This window comes from Cryobacterium arcticum (genome assembly GCF_003185895.1).
Classification (GTDB): domain Bacteria; phylum Actinomycetota; class Actinomycetes; order Actinomycetales; family Microbacteriaceae; genus Cryobacterium; species Cryobacterium arcticum.
Window position 1 is genome coordinate 1255923 of the sequence record NZ_QHLY01000012.1, and the last position, 21253, is coordinate 1277175.

The window sequence follows — 21253 nt, forward strand, 5'->3', positions numbered from 1 at the left end:
TTCGAGCCTAGGCAGGCATCCGCGATTTTCCTATTGCGACATACCCAGATGGGCAACTAGCCAGCTGGGAATGTCCCTAGTCCGTGGGGGTCTTGCGCCAGCGGATGCCCGCGGCGATGAAGCCGTCGAGGTCGCCGTCGAACACGTTGGACGGGTTGTTGACCTCGTATTCGGTACGCAGGTCCTTGACCATTTGATACGGCGCGAGCACGTAGCTGCGCATCTGGTCACCCCAGCTGGCGGTGATGATGCCGGCGAATTCCTTCTTCGTTGCCGCTTCCTGCTCCCGCTGCAACAACAGAAGTCGGGATGCGAGCACCCGCATCGCGGCCGCCCGGTTCTGGATCTGGCTCTTCTCGTTCTGGCAGCTCACCACCAGTCCGGTCGGCAGGTGGGTGATGCGCACGGCGGAGTCGGTGGTGTTGACCGACTGGCCACCGGGGCCGCTGGAACGGAAGACGTCGACGCGGATGTCGTTGTCCGGGATCTCCACGGCCTCGGCCTGCTCGATCAGCGGCACGACCTCGACCGCGGCGAAGGAGGTCTGGCGCTTGCCCGCCGAGTTGAACGGGCTCATCCGCACCAGGCGGTGGGTGCCGGCCTCGACGCTCAGGGTGCCGAAGGCGTACGGAGCGTTCACCTCGAACGTGGCGGACTTGATGCCGGCCTCTTCGGCGTAGCTCACGTCGAGCACGTTGGTGGAGTAGTTGTGCTGCTCGGCCCAGCGCAGGTACATGCGCAGCAGCATCTCGGCGAAGTCGGCGGCGTCGACGCCACCGGCCCCGGCACGGATGGTGATCACGGCCGGGTTCGGATCGAACTCGCCGTTCAGCAGGGTCTGCACCTCGAGGTCGCCGAGCACCTTCTTCACGCTCGCCAGCTCAGCGGTGGCCTCATCGGCCGATTCCTGGTCACCCTCGGCGTTGGCGAGTTCCACCAGCACCTCGAGGTCGTCCAACCGGGACTCGATGCTCTCGATGCGCTTGAGCTCGCTCTGGCGGTGGCTCAGTTCGCTGGTCACCTTTTGGGCGTGCTCGGAGTCGTTCCACAGGTCGGGGGCGCCCGCTTGGTCGTTCAACTCGGCGATGTCAAGTTTCAGACGGTCGATGTCGATCACCGACCGGATGTCGTCAAACGTGGCCCGCAGCGCGGCGATCTGCTCAGAGAAATCCAGCTCAATCATTGTGTAATCCAGCCTACCGGGCCTCCCGGCGCGGTGACCGGTGCCTGGGGAGCGCGTAACATCGATTCGATGAGCACCGAGCGCCCCTTCAGCCTGAGAGGGGTGGCGCTGGCAGCGTTCCTGCCCACGATGTTGTTCTCGATCGGCGAGGGCGCGATGATCCCCCTCATCCCCCTGGTGGCCGACGGCCTCGGCGCCTCACTCGCCTTCGCCGGGTTCATCGCCGCGATGGTGATGGTCGGCGAGCTGATCGGCGACATCCCCAGCGGCGCGGTGGTGTCCAGGTTCGGCGAACGCAACTCCATGATCGGTGCGTCGGTGCTGGCGATCCTCGCCGTGTTGGTCTGCATCATCGCCCCGAACCCCATCGTGCTCGCGGTCGGCATCTTTCTGATCGGCCTGGCCACCGCGGTGTTCGCGCTCGCGCGGCACGCGTTCATGACCAGTTATGTGCCGGTCGCCTACCGGGCCAGGGCGCTGTCCACCCTCGGCGGAGTCTTCCGGGCCGGCTGGTTCGTCGGGCCGTTTCTCGCCGCCGGCGTGATCCACCTCACCGGTGGCACCACGGCGGTCTTCTGGATCTTCATCGTCTGCTGCCTCGCGGCCGCTTTGGTGCTCTTGTTGCTGCCCGACCCGTCGAGCACGTTCGCGAGTGCGCAGTCCGGCGCCGGCGCCGACAAGCCGGTGCGCACCGCCGGCGAGGATCTCGCCGCGGCAGAGACCGCGGGACTGTTCGCCACCATCTGGCAGTACCGCGGCGTGCTCCTCCGGCTCGGCACCGGGGCCGGGCTGGTCGGGGCGATGCGCGCCACCCGCACGGTGATGCTGCCGCTCTGGGCGGTGAGCATCGGGATCAACGAACCCGACACCGCCCTGATCATCGGCATCGCCGGCGGCATCGACTTCGCGCTGTTCTACGCCAGCGGCCAAATCATGGACCGCTTCGGCCGCATGTGGACCGCCATCCCGTCGATGATCGGTCTCTCGCTGGGCTTGATCGCCCTCGCCTTCACCCACGACCTGCCCGCCAACGCGCAGTGGTTCATCGCCGTGGCGATGTTCCTGTCCCTGGCCAACGGCATCGGCAGCGGCCTGCTGATGACCCTCGGCGCCGACCTCGCCCCGCAGACCGGACCAGCTCCGTTCCTGGGCGCGTGGCGCTTCACGGCCGACTTCGGCAGTGCCGCCGCTCCCCTGGCCGTGGCCGGCATCACGGCACTGGTGTCGTTGTCGGTGGCCAGTGGCACGCTGGGCGTCGTCGGCCTCGTCGGCGCCGGCCTGCTGTGGCGATACATCCCGCGGTATGCACCGCGGCACCCCCGGCTCACTCCGACGAACCCCACCAGCCCGAGAAGAAGGTAGCAAGCATGCCCCTGCACGGCGAATACGAACCCAGCCCCGAGAAGTGGGTGCGCGACCAGGTCGACCTGTACGAGACCTCCGGCGGCACCAAGGGCACCACCCTGCGCGGGATGCCCGTGATAGTCCTGACCACCCTCGGCGCCAAGTCAGGCAAGGTCCGCAAGGCCCCGCTGATGCGCGTCGAACACGACGGCAGCTACCTGGCCGTCGCCTCCCTCGGCGGCAGCCCCAAGAACCCGGTCTGGTATGCCAACGTCGTCGCGCATCCCCTGGTCGAGGTGCAGGACGGCCCGGTGCGCCAGGACATGACCGCCCGCGAGATCACCGGCGACGAGAAGGCGGTCTGGTGGGAGCGCGCCGTCGCCGCCTATCCCCCGTACGCCGATTACCAGAAGAAGACCGACCGGATCATTCCGGTGTTCCTGCTCGAGCCCATCGCCTAGTGGCGCGCACCAAGAAGCGGGGTCCGCAGCTCGACCGGATCGTGCTGGACAACCTGCTGGACAACGACGGCGCCCTGGTCGGCCGGGGCGACGACCGCGAGGCCGAGCGGTTCAGCCGGGTCGACTTCTCCGGCCGCGACCTCACCAGCACCAGCTTCACCGAGTGCGAACTGCACGCCGTGGACTTCAACACCACCGTGCTCCGCGGCACCAGCTGGTCGGAGTGCGTCGCCACCGAACTGCACGCCGCGGTGTTCAGCGCACCCCGCTCGAGCTGGCGCGATGTGCGCATCGAGCACTCCCGGCTCGGCTCGGTGGAGATGTACGACGCGAACCTGCGCAGCGTGCAGATCGACGGTTCGAAGCTGGACTTCGTGAACCTGCGCAACGCCACCCTCACCGACGTGCTGATCAGCAACTGCATCATCGACGAACTGGATATCTCCAGCACCGTCGTGCAGCGGCTGGAACTGCGCGACTGCCGGATCGGCACCCTCGACGTGGCCGGCGCCCGCCTCACCGACGTCGACCTGCGCTCCACCGAGTTCTCGGCCATTCACAGCCTCGAGGGCCTCAAGGGCGCCACCATCGACGACGCTCAGTTATCGATGCTTGCGCCGCTGCTGGCCGCGCACCTCGGCATCCTGGTGGAGTAGCCGGGCGCGCGGCCCACGGGTCAGGCTAGAGCCACTTCTCGGCGAGGTGTTCGGCCACGACCCGGCGGATGGTGCCCGACTTTCCGCGCAACACGATCGACTCCGTGCGGATCTTCGGGCCCATCTTGCGCACGCCGCCGACCAGCTGGCCGTCGGTGACGCCGGTGGCGACGAAGTAGGTGTTGTCGCTGGTGACCAGGTCGTTCACGCCCAGGATGCGGTCGAGGTCATGGCCGGCGTCGATGGCCTTCTGCGCCTCCTCGTCGTCCTTGGGGTGCAGCCTGGCCTGGATGAAGCCGCCGAGCGCCTTGAGCGCACACGCGGTGATGATGCCCTCCGGGGTGCCGCCGATACCCACGCACAAGTCGATGCGGGTCTCCGTGATCGCCGCGTTGATGCCGCCGGCCACGTCGCCGTCCAGCATCAGCCGGGTTCCGGCGCCCGCGGCGCGCACCTCTTCGATCAGGCCGACGTGCCGCGGCCGGTCGAGGATGGCGATGGTCATGTCGGCGACGTCCTTGCCCTTGGCCTTGGCCAGCGCACGAACGTTCTCGCCGATCGGCAGGCGCAGGTCCACGACGCCGTGGCCCTCCCAGCCGGTGACGATCTTGTCCATGTAGAACACGGCGCTGGGGTCGTACATGCTGCCCCGGTCGGCGACGGCGATCATGCTGAGCGCGTTCTGGCGGCCGTTGGCGGTGAGTGAGGTGCCGTCGATCGGGTCGACCGCGATGTCGCAAGACGGCCCGCGGCCGCTGCCGACGTGCTCGCCGTTGTAGAGCATGGGGGCGTCGTCCTTCTCGCCCTCGCCGATGACAACAACGCCGTCGAAATCGACAGTGCCGAGGAACTTGCGCATCGCGTCGACGGCCGCGCCGTCGGCGGCATTCTTGTCACCCCGGCCGATGAACGGTACGGCACGGATGGCGGCGGCCTCGGTGGCCCGCACCAGCTCCATGCCGAGGTTGCGGTCGGGGTGCAGATAGAGCGAAGCGTGTTCGGTATTCACCATGGGTAGTCGTCCTTCGAGGTCATATGTGGGTTGCTGACGGACTCGCCGGCTCTCGGCCGGTCTGCGGCCCAGCTTACCCAGCCCCCGTTTTGGGGCAGGACCTTCTACCCGCGACCGGCTGAGCGCTCGCACATCCGCTCTCGCTACACTTGACGGACACCCCAGCTCACTTTCGAGGAGACGCAATGCCCATCGCAACCCCAGACCAATACGCCGAAATGCTGAACAAGGCCAAGTCGAAGGGGTTCGCGTACCCCGCATTCAACGTCTCTTCCTCGCAGTCGATCAACGCCGTCCTCCAGGGCCTGACCGAAGCCGGCTCTGACGGCATCATCCAGGTAACCACCGGTGGCGCCGACTACTTCGCCGGCCACACCGTCAAGAACCGCGCCGCCGGCGCCCTGGCCTTCGCCAAGTTCGCGCACGTCGTTGCCGAGAACTACCCGGTCACCGTCGCCCTGCACACCGACCACTGCCCCAAGGGCGCACTGGACGACTTCGTCCTGCCCCTGATCTCCGCGTCGGAGACCGCTGTGGCCGACGGCTTCAACCCGATCTTCCAGTCCCACATGTGGGACGGCTCGGCGATCGCCCTCGACGAGAACCTCGAGATCGCGAAGACCATCATCAAGCGCACCAAGGCGATCAACGCCATTCTCGAGGTCGAGATCGGCGCCGTCGGCGGCGAAGAAGACGGCGTTGAGGGCGACATCAACGACAACCTCTACACGACCTTCGACGACACCGTCAAGATGATCGAGGCCCTCGGCCTCGGCGAGCAGGGCCGCTACATGGCCGCCCTCACCTTCGGCAACGTGCACGGCGTCTACAAGCCCGGCAACGTCAAGCTGCGTCCGGAGCTCCTCGCGGAGATCCAGGCCAGCGTCGCCGCCAAGTACGCCACCTCCGGCCTGCCGCTCGACCTCGTCTTCCACGGCGGCTCAGGCTCGACCGACGCCGAGATCGCGGAAGCCGTCAAGAACGGCGTCGTGAAGATGAACGTCGACACCGACACCCAGTACGCGTTCACCCGCGCCATCGCCGACTACATGCTGAAGAACTACGACGGCGTGCTCAAGGTCGACGGTGAAGTCGGAAACAAGAAGCTGTACGACCCGCGTGCCTGGGGCAAGGTGGCCGAGACGGCCATGGCCGCCCGCGTCGCGCAGGCGACCCGTCAGCTCGGTTCCGCCGGACACTCGAACAGCTAGATCAGAAACAACCGGATGACGATGGCAGAGAACGCTCCAGACCAGACGCCGGCGGCGACCCCGCCGGTGGACTACCGACCCCAGCCCCGCTACGGCGAACTGGCTCCGGAAGGCTGGACCTGGACCCCGCCGCAGGACGAACAGTCCCCGGCGGCCTCTGCCCCCGTCGATCCACCCACCGCGCTCCCGCTGGGCTCAGCCCAGCGGGACGCGGCATCGGTCTCCGCCACCGGCACCGGCACGGCGACCGGCAAGGCGGCGCCCAGCTGGGACCGCCCGCTGACCATCAGCCTGCTGTTCCTGGGCCTGTTGGGCACCTTCTTCACGATCTCGATGCTCGGCTCTCTGCCCGAAGCACTGCAGATGCTCTATACACAGGCCGAGCTCGGCGACTACAGCCCCGCCGCATCCGTCGCCCCGCTGATCCTGGCCGGCAGCATCGGCCAGGCCGTCGTCTGGCTGGCCACCGCCGTCAGCTCGGTGCTGCTGGTGATCAAGTCGAAGCGCGCGTTCTATGTGCCGCTGATCGGCGGAGTCGTGGCCTTCGTGCTGCTCGTGGCCACCATGGCCGTGGTGCTCGCGGGCGACACCGCCCTGCTCGACTACTTCAGCCAGCCGTAACCGGCAGCCGGCCGTAACCGGCCGGCCCAGCCGCAACTACTCGGGCCGGTTGACTCGCCCGCCGAGCGCACGCGCATCCGTCTTGCCCTGCAGGTCCTTGCGCAGTTCCTTGGGCAGGGAGAAGAGCAGGTCTTCCTCGGCCGTCTTGATCTGCTCAACGTCGCCGTAACCGGCGCCGGCCAGGTCGCGCAGCAACTCCTCGACAAGCTCTTCCGGCACGGATGCGCCGCTGGTCACGCCGACGGTGTTCACGCCGTCCAGCCATTCCTGCTTCACTTCGCTGGCGTAGTCCACCCGGTAAGCGGCCTTGGCGCCGTATTCCAGGGCGACCTCGACCAGGCGCACCGAGTTGGACGAGTTCGCCGAACCCACCACGATCACCAGGTCGGAGTCGCGGGCGACCTTCTTGATGGCCACCTGACGGTTCTGGGTGGCGTAGCAGATGTCGTCGCTGGGCGGATCCTGCAGGTTCGGGAACCGGGCGCGGAGGCGCCGCACGGTCTCCATGGTCTCGTCGACGCTCAGCGTGGTCTGTGACAGCCAGACCACCTTGTTCGGGTCCTTCACCACGATGGTGTCGGCTTCGTCGGGGCTGCCGACGAGCGTGGTGTGCTCCGGCGCCTCGCCGGCGGTGCCCTCGACCTCTTCGTGGCCCTCGTGGCCGATCAGCAAGATCTCGAAGTCGTCCCGGGCGAAGCGCACGGCTTCGCGGTGCACCTTGGTCACCAGTGGGCAGGTGGCGTCGATGGCCATGAGGCCACGGTCGGCGGCGGCGTTCACGACGGCCGGAGACACGCCGTGCGCGCTGAAGACGATGTGCGAACCGCTGGGAACCTCATCCACTTCTTCGACGAAGATGGCGCCGAGCTTCTCCAGTTCGCTCACGACGTGGGTGTTGTGCACGATCTGCTTGCGCACATACACCGGGGCGCCGTACAGTTCGAGCGCCTTCTCCACCGCGATGACAGCCCGGTCGACGCCGGCGCAGTAGCCGCGCGGGGCTGCCAGCAGCACCCGTTTCAGGCCATCCACCGGGGTATCCTTGAGCCTGTTGCGCAGGCTCGGAATTCTAGGCATGCCAAGGCCGATCACGGGCGCGGGGGTACTGGTACTCACCTGAACAGTCTAAGCGGGCGTATCTGTACAGACACCCCGCACATTCCCGGGCCGGCCGGTGCAACACCCCGAGGTAGGAGAGCGATGAACGCAGTCAGCATGCCCGCAGCAGGCGACGAGCCGCCCACTCTCGACGCGCCCTGGCCCGTGGCAGTGCTGTCGAACAAGATCCGCGGCTACATCGAACGCCTCGGCACCGCCTGGGTCGAGGGTGAGATCGTGCAGTGGGGCACCAGCGGCGGCAACGTCTACGGCAAGCTCAAGGACCTCACGGTGGACGCCTCCGTGAGCTTCACCGTGTGGTCGTCGGTCAAGGCCCGCCTCACCAGCGACTTCAAGCAGGGCGACCGGGTGATCGCCCTGGTGAAGCCGAACTACTGGGTCAAGGGCGGCACGCTGACCATGCAGGTCTATGAGCTGCGGCACGTGGGCCTGGGCGACCTGCTCGAGCGCCTGGAGCGCCTGCGCGCCCAGCTCAAGGCAGAGGGCCTCTTCGACGCCTCCCGCAAACGCGCGCTGCCATTCCTTCCGCACCGCATCGGCCTGGTCACCGGCAAGGACTCTGACGCCGAGAAAGACGTGCTGCGCAACGCCCAGCTGCGTTGGCCGGCCGTGGAGTTCAGTGTGGTGCACGCCGCCGTTCAGGGCGACCGCATGGTGAGCGAGGTCACCGCCGCCGTCAAGAAACTGGATGCCGACCCGTCGGTCGACGTGATCATCGTCGCCCGCGGCGGCGGCGACTTCCAGAATCTGCTCGGCTTCAGCGACGAGGGGCTCGTGCGCGCCGTCGCCGCCTGCACCACCCCGGTGGTGAGCGCCATCGGCCACGAGGCCGACCGGCCGCTGCTCGACGACGTCGCCGACCTGCGCGCCTCCACCCCCACCGACGCCGCCAAACGGGTGGTGCCCGACGTCTCCGACGAACTCAACCGGGTGCAGCAGGCCCGGGCGCGGCTGAGCAACCGGCTCACCGGCATCCTCTCCACCGAGGTCCACCGGCTCGAACAGCTGCGCAGCCGGCCGGTGCTCGCCGGCTCGGACTGGATCATCGACAACCGTTCGCAGGACCTCACCCGATACGTCGCCCGCGGCACCGAGCTGATGCACCGCGCCCTCGAGCGCGCGGGCTCCGGCGTCACCGAACTCCGCAGCCAACTGCGGGCACTCTCACCGCAGGGCACCCTCGATCGCGGCTACGCCATCGTGCAGTTGCCCGACGGACACGTGATGCGCTCCAGCGACCAGGCCCCGGCCGGCACCGAGCTGCGCATCACCGTGGCCGTCGGCACCGTGCCCGCCGTCTCGAAATAGATCGAAATAGAAGAAATAGAATAGGACCCATGACTTCGTCCGCTGCAACGCCCACGCACGCCCCCGGAGCCGTCCCGGCCGTCGACTCGCTCAGCTACGAGCAGGCCAGGGACGAACTGATCCGGGTGGTGTCGGTGCTCGAACAGGGCGCAGCCACGCTCGAAGAATCACTCGCACTCTGGGAGCGGGGCGAAGCCCTCGCGACCCGCTGCGAAGAATGGCTGATCGGCGCCAAGGCGCGCCTGGATGCCGCTCGCGGCGCGGCCACAGCGGAATGAGCCGCGCCCCGCGCCCACCGCGAGTCGTCGCGGAGCTGGGCCGGCCGGAAACGGCGGAAGAGCGGGCCACCCGGCTGGCCACGAACTCCCGCAACTATCGCTCCCGCAAGACCATCAACAACCTCGTCTACTCCCTGCTGGCCACGGTGGGAGCGGTCATCGTGCTGGTGCTCATCGTGCCCCGCAGCGACACCCCGCTCGACCGCGCCGTGGACTTCGGCTCGGTCGCCGAACAGGTGCAGCAGGGCGTCGACGAGCCGCTCGTTGCCCCGACCCTGCCGCCGGGCTGGAGCGCCAACGCCGCCGAGTGGCGCGCGGGCGGCAGCGACGGCGTCTCCAGCTGGTACATCGGCTTGATCACCCCTGAGAACGAATTCATCGGGCTTACTCAGGCCGTCGACGCCAACCCCACCTGGCTGGCCGAACAGCTGGACAAGGTGGCCGCCAGCGACACCATCACCATCGATGGCGTGGAGTGGGACGTCTACCGCAACCCCGCGCCCGCCGCCGACCAGGGCAACTTCGAATCCGCTCTCGTCACCGATGCCGGCGACAGCACCTATCTGCTCATCGGCACGGCCTCCGATCAGGAACTCACCGTGCTCGCCGGCGCGCTCTCCGACCAAATCACCGCCAACCAGGCCGAGGACAACACATGACCACAGAACTCTCTCCGGCCACCGTCTGGAACGACCTCGCCGAAGGCAACGAACGTTTCGTCAACGGTACGCCGCAACATCCGCGCCAGGATGTCGACCGTCGCGCCGAGACCGCGTTCGAGCAGACCCCGATGGCCGCCCTGTTCGGCTGCAGCGACTCCAGGCTCGCTGCCGAGATCATCTTCGACAAGGGCCTCGGCGACCTGTTCGTGGTGCGCAACGCCGGCCAGGTCATCTCCGACTCCGTGCTCGGCTCGCTCGAATACGCCGTGGCCGTGCTGAAGGTGCCGCTGATCCTGGTGCTCGGCCACGACCGCTGCGGCGCCGTCCTGGCCGCCATCGACTCGCAGGCCGAAGACGCCGTGCCGCTGCCGCCGCACATCAACAACATCATCGAGAAGATCGTGCCAGCGGTACGCCGCGTGGGCGGCCCGACGACGGGCCCGCTCGACCCGCAGACCGTCGACGCATCCGCCGTTGGCCGGGAACACCTGCGCGACACGGTGGCCGAGCTGGTGCAGCGCTCCGAGATGATCAGCGCCGCCATCGCAGAAGGTACATTGGCTATCGTCGGCGCGAACTACCGGCTCCTCGAGGGCCGCGCCGACCCCGACATCGTCGTCGGCATCGTCTAGGTGCCGTCAGACCCGTTACCCGCTTTGAATCGAAAGGTATGACACACCGTGGTGGACATTTCAACTGAGACCGATTTCCGCATCGAGCACGACACGATGGGCGAGGTGCGGGTTCCCGCCGCCGCCCTGTACGGCGCCCAGACGCAGCGGGCGGTCGAGAACTTCCCGATCTCAGGGTCGGTGCTGGAGTCCGCCCAGATCGCCGCGCTCGCCCGCATCAAGAAGTCCGCCGCCCTCGCCAACGCCCGGCTCGGGGTGCTGGATGCCGCCATCGCCGATGCCATCGCCGCCGCTGCCGACGAGGTCATCACCGGCCGGTACGACAGTGAATTCCCGATCGACGTGTACCAGACCGGCAGCGGCACCTCCTCGAACATGAACATGAACGAGGTGCTCGCCACCCTCGCCACCCGGCGGCTGGGCAGCCCGGTGCACCCGAACGACCACGTCAACGCGTCGCAGTCCTCCAACGACGTCTTCCCCACGTCGGTGCACATCGCCGTCACCAGCGCGCTGATCGACGACCTCATCCCGGCCCTCGACCACCTCGCCGTGGCCTTCGAGGCCAAGGCCGAACTCTGGGCCACCGCGGTCAAGGCCGGCCGCACCCACCTGATGGATGCCACCCCGGTCACCCTCGGCCAGGAATTCGGCGGGTACGCCCGGCAGATGCGGCTCGGCATCGAACGCATCCGCACCGCCCTCCCCCGCGTGGCCGAAGTCCCGCTCGGCGGCACCGCCGTGGGCACCGGCATCAACACCCCGGCCGGGTTCCCGCAGCTGGTGATCGAACTGCTCACCCTCGAGACCGAGCTGCCGATCACCGAGGCCGTCGACCACTTCGAGGCGCAGGCCAACCGCGACGGGCTGGTCGACGCCTCCGGGGCGCTCCGCACCATCGCCGTCGGCCTCACCAAGATCTGCAACGACCTGCGCTGGATGGGATCCGGCCCGAACACCGGCATCGGCGAGCTCAGCATCCCCGACCTGCAGCCCGGCTCCTCGATCATGCCCGGCAAGGTCAACCCGGTGATCCCCGAGGCCGTGCTCATGGTCTGCTCCCGGGTGATCGGCAACGACGCCACCATCGCCTGGTCCGGCGCCTCCGGTGCCTTCGAGCTCAACGTGGCCATCCCGGTGATGGGCACCGCGCTGCTCGAATCGATCCGCCTGCTCACCAACGGCGCCCGGGTGCTGGCCGACAAGACCGTGGACGGCCTGGAAGCCAACCTCGACCGTGCCCGCGCGCTGGCCGAGTCGTCGCCGTCGATCGTCACCCCGCTCAACCGGGTGATCGGCTACGAGGCCGCCGCCAAGGTAGCCAAGCACTCCGTGGCCCAGGGCCTCACGGTGCGGGAGTCGGTGATCGACCTCGGCTTCGTGGAGCGCGGCGAGGTCACGCTCGAGCAGCTCGATGTGGCGCTCGACGTGCTGAGCATGACGAGGCCGCCGCAAGCGCGCTAACCCGTCACGCGAAAGCGGCGAAACGGTTGCTTCAGCTGGGCTGAGGCAACCGTTTCGCCGCTTTCGCAGGTTTAGGCCAGCTCGTTGCCCTCCAGCATCTCGGTGACCAGGGCGGCGATGGCGCTGCGCTCGGACCGGGTGAGGGTCATGTGCGCGAACAGCGGGTGACCCTTGAGGGTCTCGATGACCGAGGCGACCCCGTCGAACCGGCCCACCCGCAGGTTGTCGCGCTGGGCAACATCGTGGGTGAGCACCACGCGGGAGTTCTGCCCGATGCGGCTCAGCACCGTCAGCAGCACGTTCCGCTCCAGCGACTGCGCCTCGTCCACGATCACGAAGGCGTCGTGCAGGCTCCGGCCGCGGATGTGGGTGAGCGGCAGCACCTCGAGGATGCCGCGTTCCACCACCTCCTCGAGCACGTTCTCGCTGACCAGGGCACCGAGGGTGTCGAAGACCGCCTGGCCCCAGGGGCCCATCTTCTCCTGCGCGTCACCGGGCAGGTAGCCGAGCTCCTGGCCGCCCACCGCGTAGAGCGGCCGGAACACCATGATCTTGCGGTGCTGCTGACGCTCCAGCACGGCTTCCAGGCCCGCGCAGAGGGCGAGCGCCGACTTCCCCGTCCCCGCTCGACCTCCCAACGACAGGATCCCGATTTCCGGGTCGAGCAGCAGGTCGATCGCCAGGCGCTGCTCGGCCGACCGGCCGTGCAGGCCGAACAGGTCGCGATCGCCGCGCACCAGGCGCAGCTCACCCCGACCGGTGACCCGGCCGAGCGCCGAACCGCGATCGGAGTGGATCACCAGGCCGGTGTTCACCGGCATGTCCTGCACCAGGCGGGTCTGCAGCGACTCCTTGTCGTAGAGGTCGTTCACCTGCTCGGCGCTCAGGGTGATCTCGTCCATGCCGGTCCAGCCGGAGTCCACGGCGAGTTCGTGCCGGTACTCGTCGGCAGCCAGGCCGATCGAGGCGGCCTTGACGCGCAACGGCAGGTCCTTGGACACCACGGTGACCGCGAGCCCGTCGTTGGCGAGGTTCATGGCCACGGCGAGAATGCGCGAGTCATTGTCTCCCAGCTGCAGCCCGCTGGGCAGCACCGACATGTTGGAGTGGTTGAGTTCGACCCGAAGGCTCCCGCCCTCCCCCACCGGGATGGCGAAGTCGAGCCGTTCGTGCTTCACCCGCAACTCGTCGAGATAGCGCAGCGCTTGCCGGGCGAAGTAGCCGATCTCAGGGTCATTGCGCTTGGACTCGAGTTCGGTGATCACCACTACCGGAAGAACGACCGAATGTTCGGCGAACCGGAAGATGGCCTTTGGATCAGAGAGCAGTACCGAAGTGTCCAGTACGAAGGTGCGCTCGGATTGGTCGACCCCTGTCTTCTCTGCAGACGAGTCCAGGTAGTCGGTTCGATTAGCGGTCACAACCACTCCCACCCCACACCCTTCCGGGTGCGGATTCTTTGGCGAGCGACCACAAGCTTTTTTCTCGAGCCGTACTTATGTGGCCGTCTCGATCAGGTGCCGTACCTGATGAGTTGAACGTACGTCGATTGGCTGGGAATAGGAAAAACGACACGCCGGGCGACATCAGACGTTAATCCGAGTGGCAGAACGCACGGCACCCGGTCGAGCAGCGGATGCGGCTCAGTAGCGGGCGGAGGCCGCGTAGGTGCTGAACGCACCACGCAGCATGTCAACCGTCTCGTCGGCCAGCGCTGCGTGCACGCTCAACCGCACCTCGTTTTGCCTGATCGTGGCGGTGATTCCGTGGTTGTGCAGCGCGGCGGTGAGTGCGGTCAAACGCTCCGCGGGCGGCTGCAGCACAATCAGCCCCGCGCGGTCCCTGGGATCCCGCGCCGACACCACCGGAAGGGCGAACTCGTCGGCCAGGTCGATCACCCGGTCGGTGTTGGTGGTGACGAACGATTCGATGGCGGCCACACCCACCCGGCCGATTTCCTCGAGCGCGGTGGCGAAGCGGGCCTGGGCCACTCCATCGGCGTTGCTCACCCGGAACGCCGAGGCGGCGCGCACGGGCGGCGGCACGTCATCCCACGGCACGACGTCGTCGGCGCCCGTGCCGACGAACCCTGACACCACCGGGGTGAGCCGTTCGATCGCCCGGTCGCTCAGGGCGAGGAAGCCGGTGCCCCAACCCGCCCGCACCCACTTCTGGCCGCCGGTGGCGACGACATCCGCCGCCGTGTAGTCGGCATCCAGCACGCCGAAGCCCTGGATGGCGTCGACGAGCAGGAGCCTGTCGCCGATCACCTGGCGGATGCCGTCGAGGTCGGCGCGGAAGCCCGTGCGGGAGTCGACCAGGCTGACCGCCACCGCGACGGTGGACGGTGTCAGCTGGTCGCGCACCTGGCCTGGGGTGACCTGGCCGACGGTGTCGGAGCTTTCGGCGGCCACCAGCCACTGCGGGGTGGCCACGTGCAGGGCCTCGGCGGCGCGCATGGCGGCGAACGGAACACTGGGGAAGTCGGCCGGCGAGAGCAGCACGTCTCCGGTCAGGCCGAACATGGCGTGCATGAGGCCCATGCTGGTGTTCGGCTGCGCGGCGATCTGGTCTGGGGCGAACCCGGTGACGGCGGCCACGGCCTCGCGCATGCGCTGGTCCTGCTGGCCGAAATGGTCGAGGCTGCCGAACCTGGCCCGGCCGAGGATCTCGGTCTGGCCGAGGGTCTCGGCGGCGACGGCGGCGGACACCGGGCCGATCCGGCCGTAGTCGAGGTAACCGGGGTCTTCGGTGAAACCGGCCAGGTAGTCGGCCAGGGCGCCGGTAACAGCGCTCGGCAGCACGCTCATCCGCCGAACCTGCGGTGCCGCTTGGCGAAGTCGCGCAGCGCCCGCAGGAAGTCGACCTGGCGGAGGTCGGGGCCGAGCGCCTCGACGAAGTAGAACTCGCTGTGCGCGCTCTGCCAGAGCATGAAGTCACTCAGCCGCTGCTCCCCCGAGGTGCGGATGACCAGGTCGGGGTCCGGCTGGCCGCCGGTGTAGAGGTGCTGGCCGATCAGCTCGGGGGTGAGGGTCTCGGCGAGGTCTTCGAGGGTGCCGCCGTGGGCGTGGTGGGTGGCGACGATGCTGCGCATGGCGTCGGTGATCTCGGTGCGACCGCCGTAGCCGACGGCGAGGTTCACGTGCAGGCCTTGGTTGGCCATCGTGCGGGCCTCCGCGGCACCCAGGGCGGCTTCCAGCGGCCCGGGCAGGCACTTCTTCGAGCCGACCTGCTGCACCTTCCAGTCGCGGTAGTGCGAGAGATCCTCGGCCAGATCGGCGATGATCTCGAACAGGGCGTTGAGTTCTTCGGTGGGCCGTTGGGTCAGGTTGTCGGCCGACAGCAGGTACAGGGTGACCACCGAGATGCCGAGGTCGTCGCACCACTCCAGGAATTCGCGCATCTTGGCGGCCCCGGCCCGGTGGCCGTGCGCGGCGGAATCGTAGCCGAGCTGCTTGGCCCAGCGGCGGTTGCCGTCGATGATCATGGCGACGTGGTTGGGGAGGACTGCCGCGGACAGCCCGCGACGAAGCCGACGCTGGTAGACCCGGTAAAGGAGCCCGCGTCCGAGGGAAAACTTCCGCTTCTGCACACAGTTACGCTAGCCCAATCCGGCTGGCGTCCGCGCCGCGACCGACCGGCGCTGCCGTATCCTGACAGCATGGCCCCCGAGGACGACATCCCGAATCTGCCCCTGCTCGAAGACGAAATCGAGCAGGTCATCCCCGAGAAACCGCTCTGGCGGGGCTGGATCCACGCGGGCACGTTCCCGGTCACGATCGTGGCCGGCATCATCCTGCTGGTGGCCGCCGACGGACCGGCCGCCACCTGGAGTTCGGCTGTCTTCGTGGCCAGTTCCATGCTCCTGTTCGGCAATTCGGCGCTGTACCACCGCATCAACTGGCAGCCGCGCACCAAGATGATCTTCAAGCGCATCGACCACGCCAACATCTTCCTGCTCATCGCCGGCTCGTACACGCCCATCGCGGTGCTGGCCCTGCCGCCGGACAAGTCGGTGCTGCTTTTGTCGCTGGTCTGGGGCGGCGCGCTGCTGGGCATCGCGTTCCGGGTGTTCTGGATCAACGCCCCGCGCTGGCTGTACGTGCCGCTCTACCTGGCGTTGGGCTGGGGCGCGCTGATGTTCATCGTCGACTTCTTCCAGGCCAATGCCGTGATGATGACCCTGATCATGGTCGGCGGGCTGTGCTACTCAGTGGGTGCCGTGGTCTACGGGCTCAAGAAACCGAACCCGGTACCCGGGGTGTTCGGCTTCCACGAGATCTTCCACGCGCTCACCGTGGTGGCGTTCCTCTGCCACTGGGTCGCGATCCTGATCATCGCGACGCATCCGCTCTACCCGTGACTCAGCTCGCCGTGACTCAGGTCGCCGTGAGTCAGCTCGCGTCGGGCTTCTTCTGCTCGGCTTCGGCGGCAGCGGCGTCTCGTGCGGCGACCTCGGCCTGCAGGCGTTCCTGCATCTCGGCGCGGTAGTTGGTGCGGCGGATGCGCCGGGCCAGGTCCATGCCGAGCAGCAGCGTGACCGCGGCGACGAAGAAGATCGCGAAGAAACCCCACGGGCCCGGGGTCACGGTGTCGGGGTTGAACTCCGGCGGCGGGGTGTTCGACAGGATGAAGTGAACGACATTCATGCGTCGTCTCGCACTGACTCGGTGACGCCGGCGAAGAGATCTGATTCGGGCATGACGGAGTCAACTTTCGATTCGACGAGCTGGAAGTCCTCGTAGGGCCAGGCCTTCCGCACCATGTCGTTGGGCCAGAAGAAGAAGCTGCTGGTGGGCGACACCTGGCTGGCGTGGGACTTGAGGGCGGTGTCCCGCACCTCGAGGAAGTCGCCGATGGGCACGTGGGTGGTGGCGAGGTTGGGGTATTCGCTGAGGCGTTCGCGGGCGCCGGCGAGGGGCTCGAGCAGGTCGGAATCGGGTTCGGCGACGCTCAGCTCGAGGTACATGGCGTCCATGCGTTCGAGGTTGAAGATGCGGTCGTAGTAGAGCTTGTCGATCTGCCACGGCTCGCCGGCATCCGGGTACCTGTCGGCGTCGGCGGCGGCGCGGAACGCCTCGAGGGAGACCTCGTGGCAACGGATGTGGTCGGGGTGAGGGTAGCCGCCGTTCTCGTCGTAGGTGATGAGCACCTGCGGGCGGAACTCGCGCACGATCCGCACCAGCGGCTCCGCCGAGATCTCCAGCGGAACGTCGGCGAAGGAGTTCTTGGGCACCCCGCCGTCGTCCTGCATGCCGGAGTCCTGATAACCCAGCCACCGGTGCTGGATGCCGAGGGCCTCCTGGGCCGCCTTCATCTCGAGCCGGCGGAGCCCGGAGAGATCCCGCTCGGCCATGGACTTGTTCGCAAGGTCTTCGTTGAGGATGCTGCCGCGCTCACCGCCGGTGCAACTGACCACCATGACCTCGGCGCCGAGGCTCCGGTAGTACGCGTACGTTGCCGCACCCTTGCTCGACTCGTCGTCGGGATGGGCGTGCACTGCCAAGAGCCGCAGCGTCATGAAACTCCTCAGAAATGCCAGCTAACCTTGGGTCAAGCCTAATCGTTGAATATCAAGTGTGGAGTCTCAGTGGCGCTCAGCAGCAACCTCGACGAACGCTATGGGCGAACCTCCAGCAGCCGATTGCGTGACCGTCGGGTGCAGTGGATCGTCGCCGGCGTGTTCGCGCTGATCCTCACCGGCTGGGTGGTCTGGGCAGGCCTGGATGGCGCCGGGCCATCGATCGAGGCCAGGGACACCCGGCACCAGATCATCGACGACAACAGCATCAGCGTCACGTTCGAGGTGTCGCTGCCCACCGACACGGCGTCCAGTTGCGCGGTGCAGGCCCTCAACGAGACCTTCACCGTGGTGGGCTGGAAGATCGTCGACCTGCCGCCGTCGCCCGAGTACACCAGGTCGTTCACCGAGGTCGTGCACACAACCGAGCTGAGCAACACCGGATTGATTTACCGTTGTTGGTTGACCTAGACTGACGTATTCGCCCTGGCAATAGTCGGGGCGTCCGCTGTATGACGTGGCTCCTTCCGGGTATCTGGAGAGCGGCCACCTCAGTACCACAGCGCTGCACCCGGCCTCCGGCCGTCTCAGCGACGAACGGCCGCCACCGTGGCGGCACCATCGGCGCACTATCTGCCGGCGCATCACCGATCAGCACGAGAAGGAGAGAACCATGACTACCGAAACTTCGGTCACCTGGCTGACCCAGGAGGCCTACGACCGCCTCGCTCTGGAGTTGGAGACTCTCAGCGGCGCTGCCCGGGTGGATATCGCCAACAAGATCGAATCCGCACGCTCCGAGGGCGACCTCAAGGAGAACGCCGGCTACCACGCGGCCAAGGAAGAGCAGGGCAAGATGGAGGCGCGCATCCGCACCCTCACCCTGCTGCTGCGCACCGCCGAGGTGGGCCACGCACCCGAGAGCAAGGGCGTCGTCGAGCCCGGCACCGTCATCACGGCCACCATCGCCGGTGACGAGACCCGGTTCCTGATCGGCAGCCGCGAGATCGCCGGCGACAGCGACCTCGACGTCTACAGCGAGAAGAGCCCCCTGGGCGAGGCCATCATCGGCCTCAAGGTCGGCGCGACGACCAGCTACGAGACCCCCAACGGCAAGCAGATCGCGGTCGAGATCCACAGCGTGGAAACCTTCACCGGCTAACTGCCCCCGAACGACGAAACGGCCGACTGCGGATGCAGCCGGCCGTTTTTCGTGTGCGGGTTTAGTCGGTGCGCGGGTCGTAACCGGCCGCGCGCAGGGTGTCGACCACGTGCTGGCGGTGCTCGGGGCCACGGGTCTCGACGCTGATGTCGATCTCGACCTCACTGATCTGGATGCCCACCCCGTGCCGGGTGTGCAGCACCTCGATCACGTTGGCGTGCGCCTCGGCGAGCAGTTCGGAGATGCGGGCGAGCTGGCCGGGGCGGTCGGGCAGCATGATGCGCAGGGTGAGGTACCGGCCGCTGGCGGAGAGGCCATGGCTGATCACCCGCTGCATCAGCAACGGGTCGATGTTGCCGCCGGAGAGCATTGCCACCGTGGGTCCGGTGGCGGTGATCTTGCCGGCCAGGATGGCGGCCACCGAGACGGCGCCGGCGGGTTCGACGACGAGCTTGGCCCGTTCGAGCAGCACCAGCAGCGCCCGGGCCATGTCGTCTTCACTCACCGTGACGATCTCGTCGACGGCGTCGCGGATGATCTCGAAGTTCAGCAGACCCGGCTTGGCCACGGCGATGCCGTCGGCCATGGTGGGTGTGATGTCGATCGCGAGCACCTCACCGGCTGCGATGGAGGGCGGGTAGGCCGCGGCGTTCTCCGACTGCACCCCGATCACCCGGATGCTGCGGCCCTCGCGGGCGGCGTACTGCTTGAGCACACTGGCCATGCCGGCGGTGAGACCGCCGCCGCCGATGGGCACGATCACCGTCTCGAGGTCGGGCACCTGGTCGAGGATCTCCAGGCCGAGGGTGCCGGCGCCGGCGACCACATCCGGGTGGTCGAACGGCGGGATCAGGATCGCACCGGTCTCGCGGGCATACTCGGCGGCGGCCAGCAGCGGCTCTGCCACGGTGTGGCCGCGCAGGATCACCTGTGCGCCGTAGTCGCGCGTGGCCTGGAGCTTGGGCAGGGCGACGCCGATGGGCATGAAGATGGTGGCGTCGATGCCGAGCTCCCGCGCGGCGAAGGCCACGCCCTGGGCATGGTTGCCGGCCGAGGCGGCCACGACGCCGCGGGCCTTCTCCTCGTCGGTGAGCTTGGACAGCCGGTTGTAGGCCCCCCGGATCTTGTACGACCCGGTGCGCTGCAGGTTCTCGCACTTGAGGAAGACCGGGGCGCCCAGAATGGTGGCCAGGTAGCGCGAGCTCTCCATCGGGGTGACGTCGGCCACCCGGGAGACGACGGCGCGGGCCGCTTCGAAATCGGCCAGGGTGGGGCCTGCCAGCACGGGCGCGGCCGCTACCGGCGCCGTCTGATCGGTGTGGGTGTCTGTCATGGACGGGTCTCTCGGGCTCGGTCGGTCTCTACGGTGTCGAGGCGCCGCGACGGGCGGAAACCCGGGCGCTGCGGGATGGTTTGCCACAGCACGGATCCGCCTGTCACGCCCGCTGGTGGCACATCCCCCCGCCAGGCGCCGCTATGGATGTAGCTGATCATAACGTTCAGGACGGCGGCGACGGGTACGGCGAACAGGGCGCCGGGGATGCCGGCCAGCAGCGCGCCGGCGGCCACGACGAGCACGACGCCGAGCGGGTGCACCTTCACGGCGGTGCCCATGATCAGCGGCTGCAGTACGTGCCCCTCGATCTGCTGCACCAGCAGCACCACCCCGAGCATCAGCAGGGCGACCCACCAGTCGTTGAACACGAGCGCGATCAGCACGGCGACGGCGCCGGTGGCCACGGCGCCCACGATCGGGATGAAGGAGCCCAGGAACACCAGGACGCCGATCGGGATGGCCATGGGCACGCCCAGGATGGCCGCACCGGCGCCGATGCCGATGGCGTCGATGGTGGCGACCAGGATCTGCACCCGGGCGAAGTTGCCGAGCGTGGTCCAGCCGGCCGCACCCGCACCGGCGATCGCCGGGCGGGCCCGGCGAGGAAAGATCTTCACGATCCAGTTCCAGATGCCGGTGCCGTCGATCAGGATGAACAGCAGGCTGAACAGGGTGAGCAGCAGGCCCGTGGCCAGGTGGCCGAGCGAGGAGCCGACCGAGAGCGCGCCGGTGATGAAGATCTGACTGTCGGCCTGCAGGGCATCCGCCGCCTGGCTGAGGTAACCGTTGATCTCGGCGTCGCTGAGTGCCAGGGGCGAGGCGGCCAGAACCTCTTTGAGGTTGGCGTACGACGCGGCGAACCGGTCGCTGAGTCCCACCGAACCCGCCGCGATCTGGGTGACGGCCAGGGTGACCAGGCCGGCCACCACGGCCAGGGTGCCGATCAGCGCGAAGGTGACGGCCAGGCCCTTGGGCCAGCGGTGTCGCACCAGGAAGGAGACCAGCGGCACCAGCAGGGCGGAGACCAGCACGGCCACGAGCACCGGGATGACGATCAGGCGCAGCTGCACGATCAGGAAAAGCACCACCGCGATCGCCGCGGCGATCACGAGCAGCCGCCAGGACCAGGCGCCGGCCAGGCGGATGCCGGCCGGCACATTCTCATCGACCCCGTTCGGCACCGGCTCCACCGGAGCGAGCACGGCGGTGACCGTGCCCGGGTCTGTGCGCTGTTGCCGCTTTCGGCCGAACCAACCGGATCTTCCCGTGGATGTGCTCACCGG

The 21253-nt window shown here is 67.9% G+C and carries 23 protein-coding genes; 13 read left to right on the forward strand and 10 right to left on the reverse strand.

Features of this window, described 5'->3' with window-relative positions; all coding sequences use genetic code 11:
- Nucleotides 1-76 precede the first annotated feature (76 nt).
- Nucleotides 77-1183 carry a peptide chain release factor 2 gene (prfB, locus tag CTB96_RS15600; protein ID WP_110127738.1) on the reverse strand — a complete coding sequence of 369 codons (1107 nt, stop codon included), beginning with the start codon at nt 1181-1183 and terminating at the stop codon, nt 77-79.
- A gap of 69 nt (nt 1184-1252) precedes the next feature.
- Here prfB and CTB96_RS15605 point away from each other — a divergent pair, with 69 nt between their 5' ends.
- From CTB96_RS15605 to CTB96_RS15615, 3 genes are read left to right on the forward strand one after another with little or no spacing between them, the layout of a single operon-like run.
- Nucleotides 1253-2545 (forward strand): MFS transporter, encoded by a 1293-nt coding sequence (locus CTB96_RS15605; RefSeq protein ID WP_110127739.1) that lies wholly within the window; start codon nt 1253-1255, stop codon nt 2543-2545.
- A 5-nt stretch (nt 2546-2550) separates the two neighbouring features.
- Complete coding sequence (locus CTB96_RS15610) at nt 2551-2988, forward strand: nitroreductase family deazaflavin-dependent oxidoreductase (protein ID WP_110127740.1); 438 nt, start codon at nt 2551-2553, stop codon at nt 2986-2988.
- Nucleotides 2988-3644: a pentapeptide repeat-containing protein gene (locus tag CTB96_RS15615; RefSeq protein WP_110127741.1), complete on the forward strand. Its 657-nt coding sequence runs from the start codon at nt 2988-2990 to the stop codon at nt 3642-3644. Before CTB96_RS15610 ends, CTB96_RS15615 begins: the two co-directional genes overlap by 1 nt.
- Nucleotides 3645-3669: 25 nt before the next feature.
- On the opposite strand, the gene glpX is transcribed toward CTB96_RS15615, so the two are convergent.
- The gene (glpX, locus tag CTB96_RS15620; protein ID WP_110127742.1) at nt 3670-4656 is read right to left on the reverse strand and encodes a class II fructose-bisphosphatase; all 987 of its coding nucleotides are present in this window, start codon (nt 4654-4656) and stop codon (nt 3670-3672) included.
- A 185-nt stretch (nt 4657-4841) separates the two neighbouring features.
- Here glpX and fbaA point away from each other — a divergent pair, with 185 nt between their 5' ends.
- Nucleotides 4842-5867 carry a class II fructose-bisphosphate aldolase gene (gene fbaA, locus CTB96_RS15625; protein ID WP_110127743.1) on the forward strand — a complete coding sequence of 342 codons (1026 nt, stop codon included), beginning with the start codon at nt 4842-4844 and terminating at the stop codon, nt 5865-5867.
- A 15-nt stretch (nt 5868-5882) separates the two neighbouring features.
- A complete protein-coding gene (locus CTB96_RS15630) occupies nt 5883-6488 on the forward strand; it encodes a DUF6264 family protein (protein ID WP_110127744.1) in 606 nt (201 codons plus the stop codon).
- Nucleotides 6489-6524: 36 nt separating this feature from the next.
- Here the strand turns inward: CTB96_RS15630 and CTB96_RS15635 are convergent, their stop codons facing one another.
- The gene (locus CTB96_RS15635; RefSeq protein WP_110128525.1) at nt 6525-7565 is read right to left on the reverse strand and encodes a 4-hydroxy-3-methylbut-2-enyl diphosphate reductase; all 1041 of its coding nucleotides are present in this window, start codon (nt 7563-7565) and stop codon (nt 6525-6527) included.
- Nucleotides 7566-7688: 123 nt separating this feature from the next.
- On the opposite strand from CTB96_RS15635, the gene xseA reads away from it, so the two are divergent.
- The 5 genes from xseA to CTB96_RS15660 are packed head-to-tail and all read left to right on the forward strand — an operon-like array spanning nt 7689 to nt 11951.
- Nucleotides 7689-8915, forward strand: a complete 1227-nt coding sequence (gene xseA / locus CTB96_RS15640; protein ID WP_248283403.1) for an exodeoxyribonuclease VII large subunit — start codon at nt 7689-7691, stop codon at nt 8913-8915.
- 29 nt (nt 8916-8944) lie between these two features.
- On the forward strand, nt 8945-9193 hold the full coding sequence (locus CTB96_RS15645) for an exodeoxyribonuclease VII small subunit (protein ID WP_110127745.1): 249 nt from the start codon (nt 8945-8947) through the stop codon (nt 9191-9193).
- Nucleotides 9190-9852 (forward strand): DUF4245 domain-containing protein, encoded by a 663-nt coding sequence (locus CTB96_RS15650; RefSeq protein ID WP_110127746.1) that lies wholly within the window; start codon nt 9190-9192, stop codon nt 9850-9852. The genes CTB96_RS15645 and CTB96_RS15650 overlap by 4 nt, the downstream gene beginning before the upstream one ends.
- Nucleotides 9849-10487, forward strand: coding sequence for a carbonic anhydrase (locus CTB96_RS15655; protein ID WP_110127747.1), 639 nt, complete (start codon nt 9849-9851; stop codon nt 10485-10487). Before CTB96_RS15650 ends, CTB96_RS15655 begins: the two co-directional genes overlap by 4 nt.
- Before the next feature lie 51 nt (nt 10488-10538).
- Entirely contained in the window at nt 10539-11951 is a 1413-nt protein-coding gene (locus CTB96_RS15660; protein ID WP_427846490.1) for a class II fumarate hydratase, read from the forward strand.
- A gap of 71 nt (nt 11952-12022) precedes the next feature.
- On the opposite strand, the gene phoH2 is transcribed toward CTB96_RS15660, so the two are convergent.
- The 3 genes from phoH2 to CTB96_RS15675 form a co-directional block, all read right to left on the reverse strand.
- Nucleotides 12023-13372 (reverse strand): RNA 5'-3' helicase PhoH2, encoded by a 1350-nt coding sequence (gene phoH2 / locus CTB96_RS15665; RefSeq protein ID WP_427846491.1) that lies wholly within the window; start codon nt 13370-13372, stop codon nt 12023-12025.
- A 222-nt stretch (nt 13373-13594) separates the two neighbouring features.
- Nucleotides 13595-14761 (reverse strand): aminotransferase class V-fold PLP-dependent enzyme, encoded by a 1167-nt coding sequence (locus CTB96_RS15670; protein ID WP_110127749.1) that lies wholly within the window; start codon nt 14759-14761, stop codon nt 13595-13597.
- Nucleotides 14758-15543 (reverse strand): isoprenyl transferase, encoded by a 786-nt coding sequence (locus tag CTB96_RS15675; RefSeq protein WP_110127750.1) that lies wholly within the window; start codon nt 15541-15543, stop codon nt 14758-14760. Before CTB96_RS15675 ends, CTB96_RS15670 begins: the two co-directional genes overlap by 4 nt.
- 69 nt (nt 15544-15612) lie before the next feature.
- On the opposite strand from CTB96_RS15675, the gene trhA reads away from it, so the two are divergent.
- Complete coding sequence (trhA, locus tag CTB96_RS15680; RefSeq protein WP_110127751.1) at nt 15613-16314, forward strand: PAQR family membrane homeostasis protein TrhA; 702 nt, start codon at nt 15613-15615, stop codon at nt 16312-16314.
- Nucleotides 16315-16345: 31 nt separating this feature from the next.
- Here trhA and CTB96_RS15685 read toward each other — a convergent pair whose 3' ends face one another.
- Together CTB96_RS15685 and mca are read right to left on the reverse strand one after the other, a co-directional pair.
- Nucleotides 16346-16600, reverse strand: a complete 255-nt coding sequence (locus tag CTB96_RS15685) for a hypothetical protein (protein WP_110127752.1) — start codon at nt 16598-16600, stop codon at nt 16346-16348.
- Nucleotides 16597-17472: a mycothiol conjugate amidase Mca gene (gene mca, locus CTB96_RS15690; RefSeq protein ID WP_181397285.1), complete on the reverse strand. Its 876-nt coding sequence runs from the start codon at nt 17470-17472 to the stop codon at nt 16597-16599. Before mca ends, CTB96_RS15685 begins: the two co-directional genes overlap by 4 nt.
- 69 nt (nt 17473-17541) lie before the next feature.
- On the opposite strand from mca, the gene CTB96_RS15695 reads away from it, so the two are divergent.
- Together CTB96_RS15695 and greA are read left to right on the forward strand one after the other, a co-directional pair.
- On the forward strand, nt 17542-17943 hold the full coding sequence (locus tag CTB96_RS15695) for a DUF4307 domain-containing protein (protein WP_181397286.1): 402 nt from the start codon (nt 17542-17544) through the stop codon (nt 17941-17943).
- 202 nt (nt 17944-18145) lie between these two features.
- Nucleotides 18146-18634, forward strand: a complete 489-nt coding sequence (gene greA / locus CTB96_RS15700) for a transcription elongation factor GreA (RefSeq protein WP_110127754.1) — start codon at nt 18146-18148, stop codon at nt 18632-18634.
- Between the two features lie 61 nt (nt 18635-18695).
- Here greA and ilvA read toward each other — a convergent pair whose 3' ends face one another.
- Both ilvA and CTB96_RS15710 read right to left on the reverse strand, forming a co-directional pair.
- Nucleotides 18696-19967: a threonine ammonia-lyase gene (gene ilvA / locus CTB96_RS15705; protein ID WP_110127755.1), complete on the reverse strand. Its 1272-nt coding sequence runs from the start codon at nt 19965-19967 to the stop codon at nt 18696-18698.
- Nucleotides 19964-21250 (reverse strand): AI-2E family transporter, encoded by a 1287-nt coding sequence (locus tag CTB96_RS15710; protein WP_248283404.1) that lies wholly within the window; start codon nt 21248-21250, stop codon nt 19964-19966. Before CTB96_RS15710 ends, ilvA begins: the two co-directional genes overlap by 4 nt.
- Nucleotides 21251-21253: the final 3 nt, after the last annotated feature.

Coding starts and splice junctions, on each gene's coding strand:
- trhA (WP_110127751.1), top strand. CDS start 15,613: ATGGCCCCCGAGGACGACATCCCGAATCTGCCCCTGCTCGAAGACGAA.
- CTB96_RS15645 (WP_110127745.1), top strand. CDS start 8,945: ATGACTTCGTCCGCTGCAACGCCCACGCACGCCCCCGGAGCCGTCCCG.
- greA (WP_110127754.1), top strand. CDS start 18,146: ATGACTACCGAAACTTCGGTCACCTGGCTGACCCAGGAGGCCTACGAC.
- xseA (WP_248283403.1), top strand. CDS start 7,689: ATGAACGCAGTCAGCATGCCCGCAGCAGGCGACGAGCCGCCCACTCTC.
- CTB96_RS15650 (WP_110127746.1), top strand. CDS start 9,190: ATGAGCCGCGCCCCGCGCCCACCGCGAGTCGTCGCGGAGCTGGGCCGG.
- ilvA (WP_110127755.1), bottom strand. CDS start 19,967: ATGACAGACACCCACACCGATCAGACGGCGCCGGTAGCGGCCGCGCCC.
- CTB96_RS15655 (WP_110127747.1), top strand. CDS start 9,849: ATGACCACAGAACTCTCTCCGGCCACCGTCTGGAACGACCTCGCCGAA.
- CTB96_RS15610 (WP_110127740.1), top strand. CDS start 2,551: ATGCCCCTGCACGGCGAATACGAACCCAGCCCCGAGAAGTGGGTGCGC.
- prfB (WP_110127738.1), bottom strand. CDS start 1,183: ATGATTGAGCTGGATTTCTCTGAGCAGATCGCCGCGCTGCGGGCCACG.
- fbaA (WP_110127743.1), top strand. CDS start 4,842: ATGCCCATCGCAACCCCAGACCAATACGCCGAAATGCTGAACAAGGCC.
- CTB96_RS15670 (WP_110127749.1), bottom strand. CDS start 14,761: ATGAGCGTGCTGCCGAGCGCTGTTACCGGCGCCCTGGCCGACTACCTG.
- mca (WP_181397285.1), bottom strand. CDS start 17,472: ATGACGCTGCGGCTCTTGGCAGTGCACGCCCATCCCGACGACGAGTCG.
- CTB96_RS15635 (WP_110128525.1), bottom strand. CDS start 7,565: ATGCCTAGAATTCCGAGCCTGCGCAACAGGCTCAAGGATACCCCGGTG.
- CTB96_RS15630 (WP_110127744.1), top strand. CDS start 5,883: ATGACGATGGCAGAGAACGCTCCAGACCAGACGCCGGCGGCGACCCCG.
- glpX (WP_110127742.1), bottom strand. CDS start 4,656: ATGGTGAATACCGAACACGCTTCGCTCTATCTGCACCCCGACCGCAAC.
- CTB96_RS15685 (WP_110127752.1), bottom strand. CDS start 16,600: ATGAATGTCGTTCACTTCATCCTGTCGAACACCCCGCCGCCGGAGTTC.
- CTB96_RS15605 (WP_110127739.1), top strand. CDS start 1,253: ATGAGCACCGAGCGCCCCTTCAGCCTGAGAGGGGTGGCGCTGGCAGCG.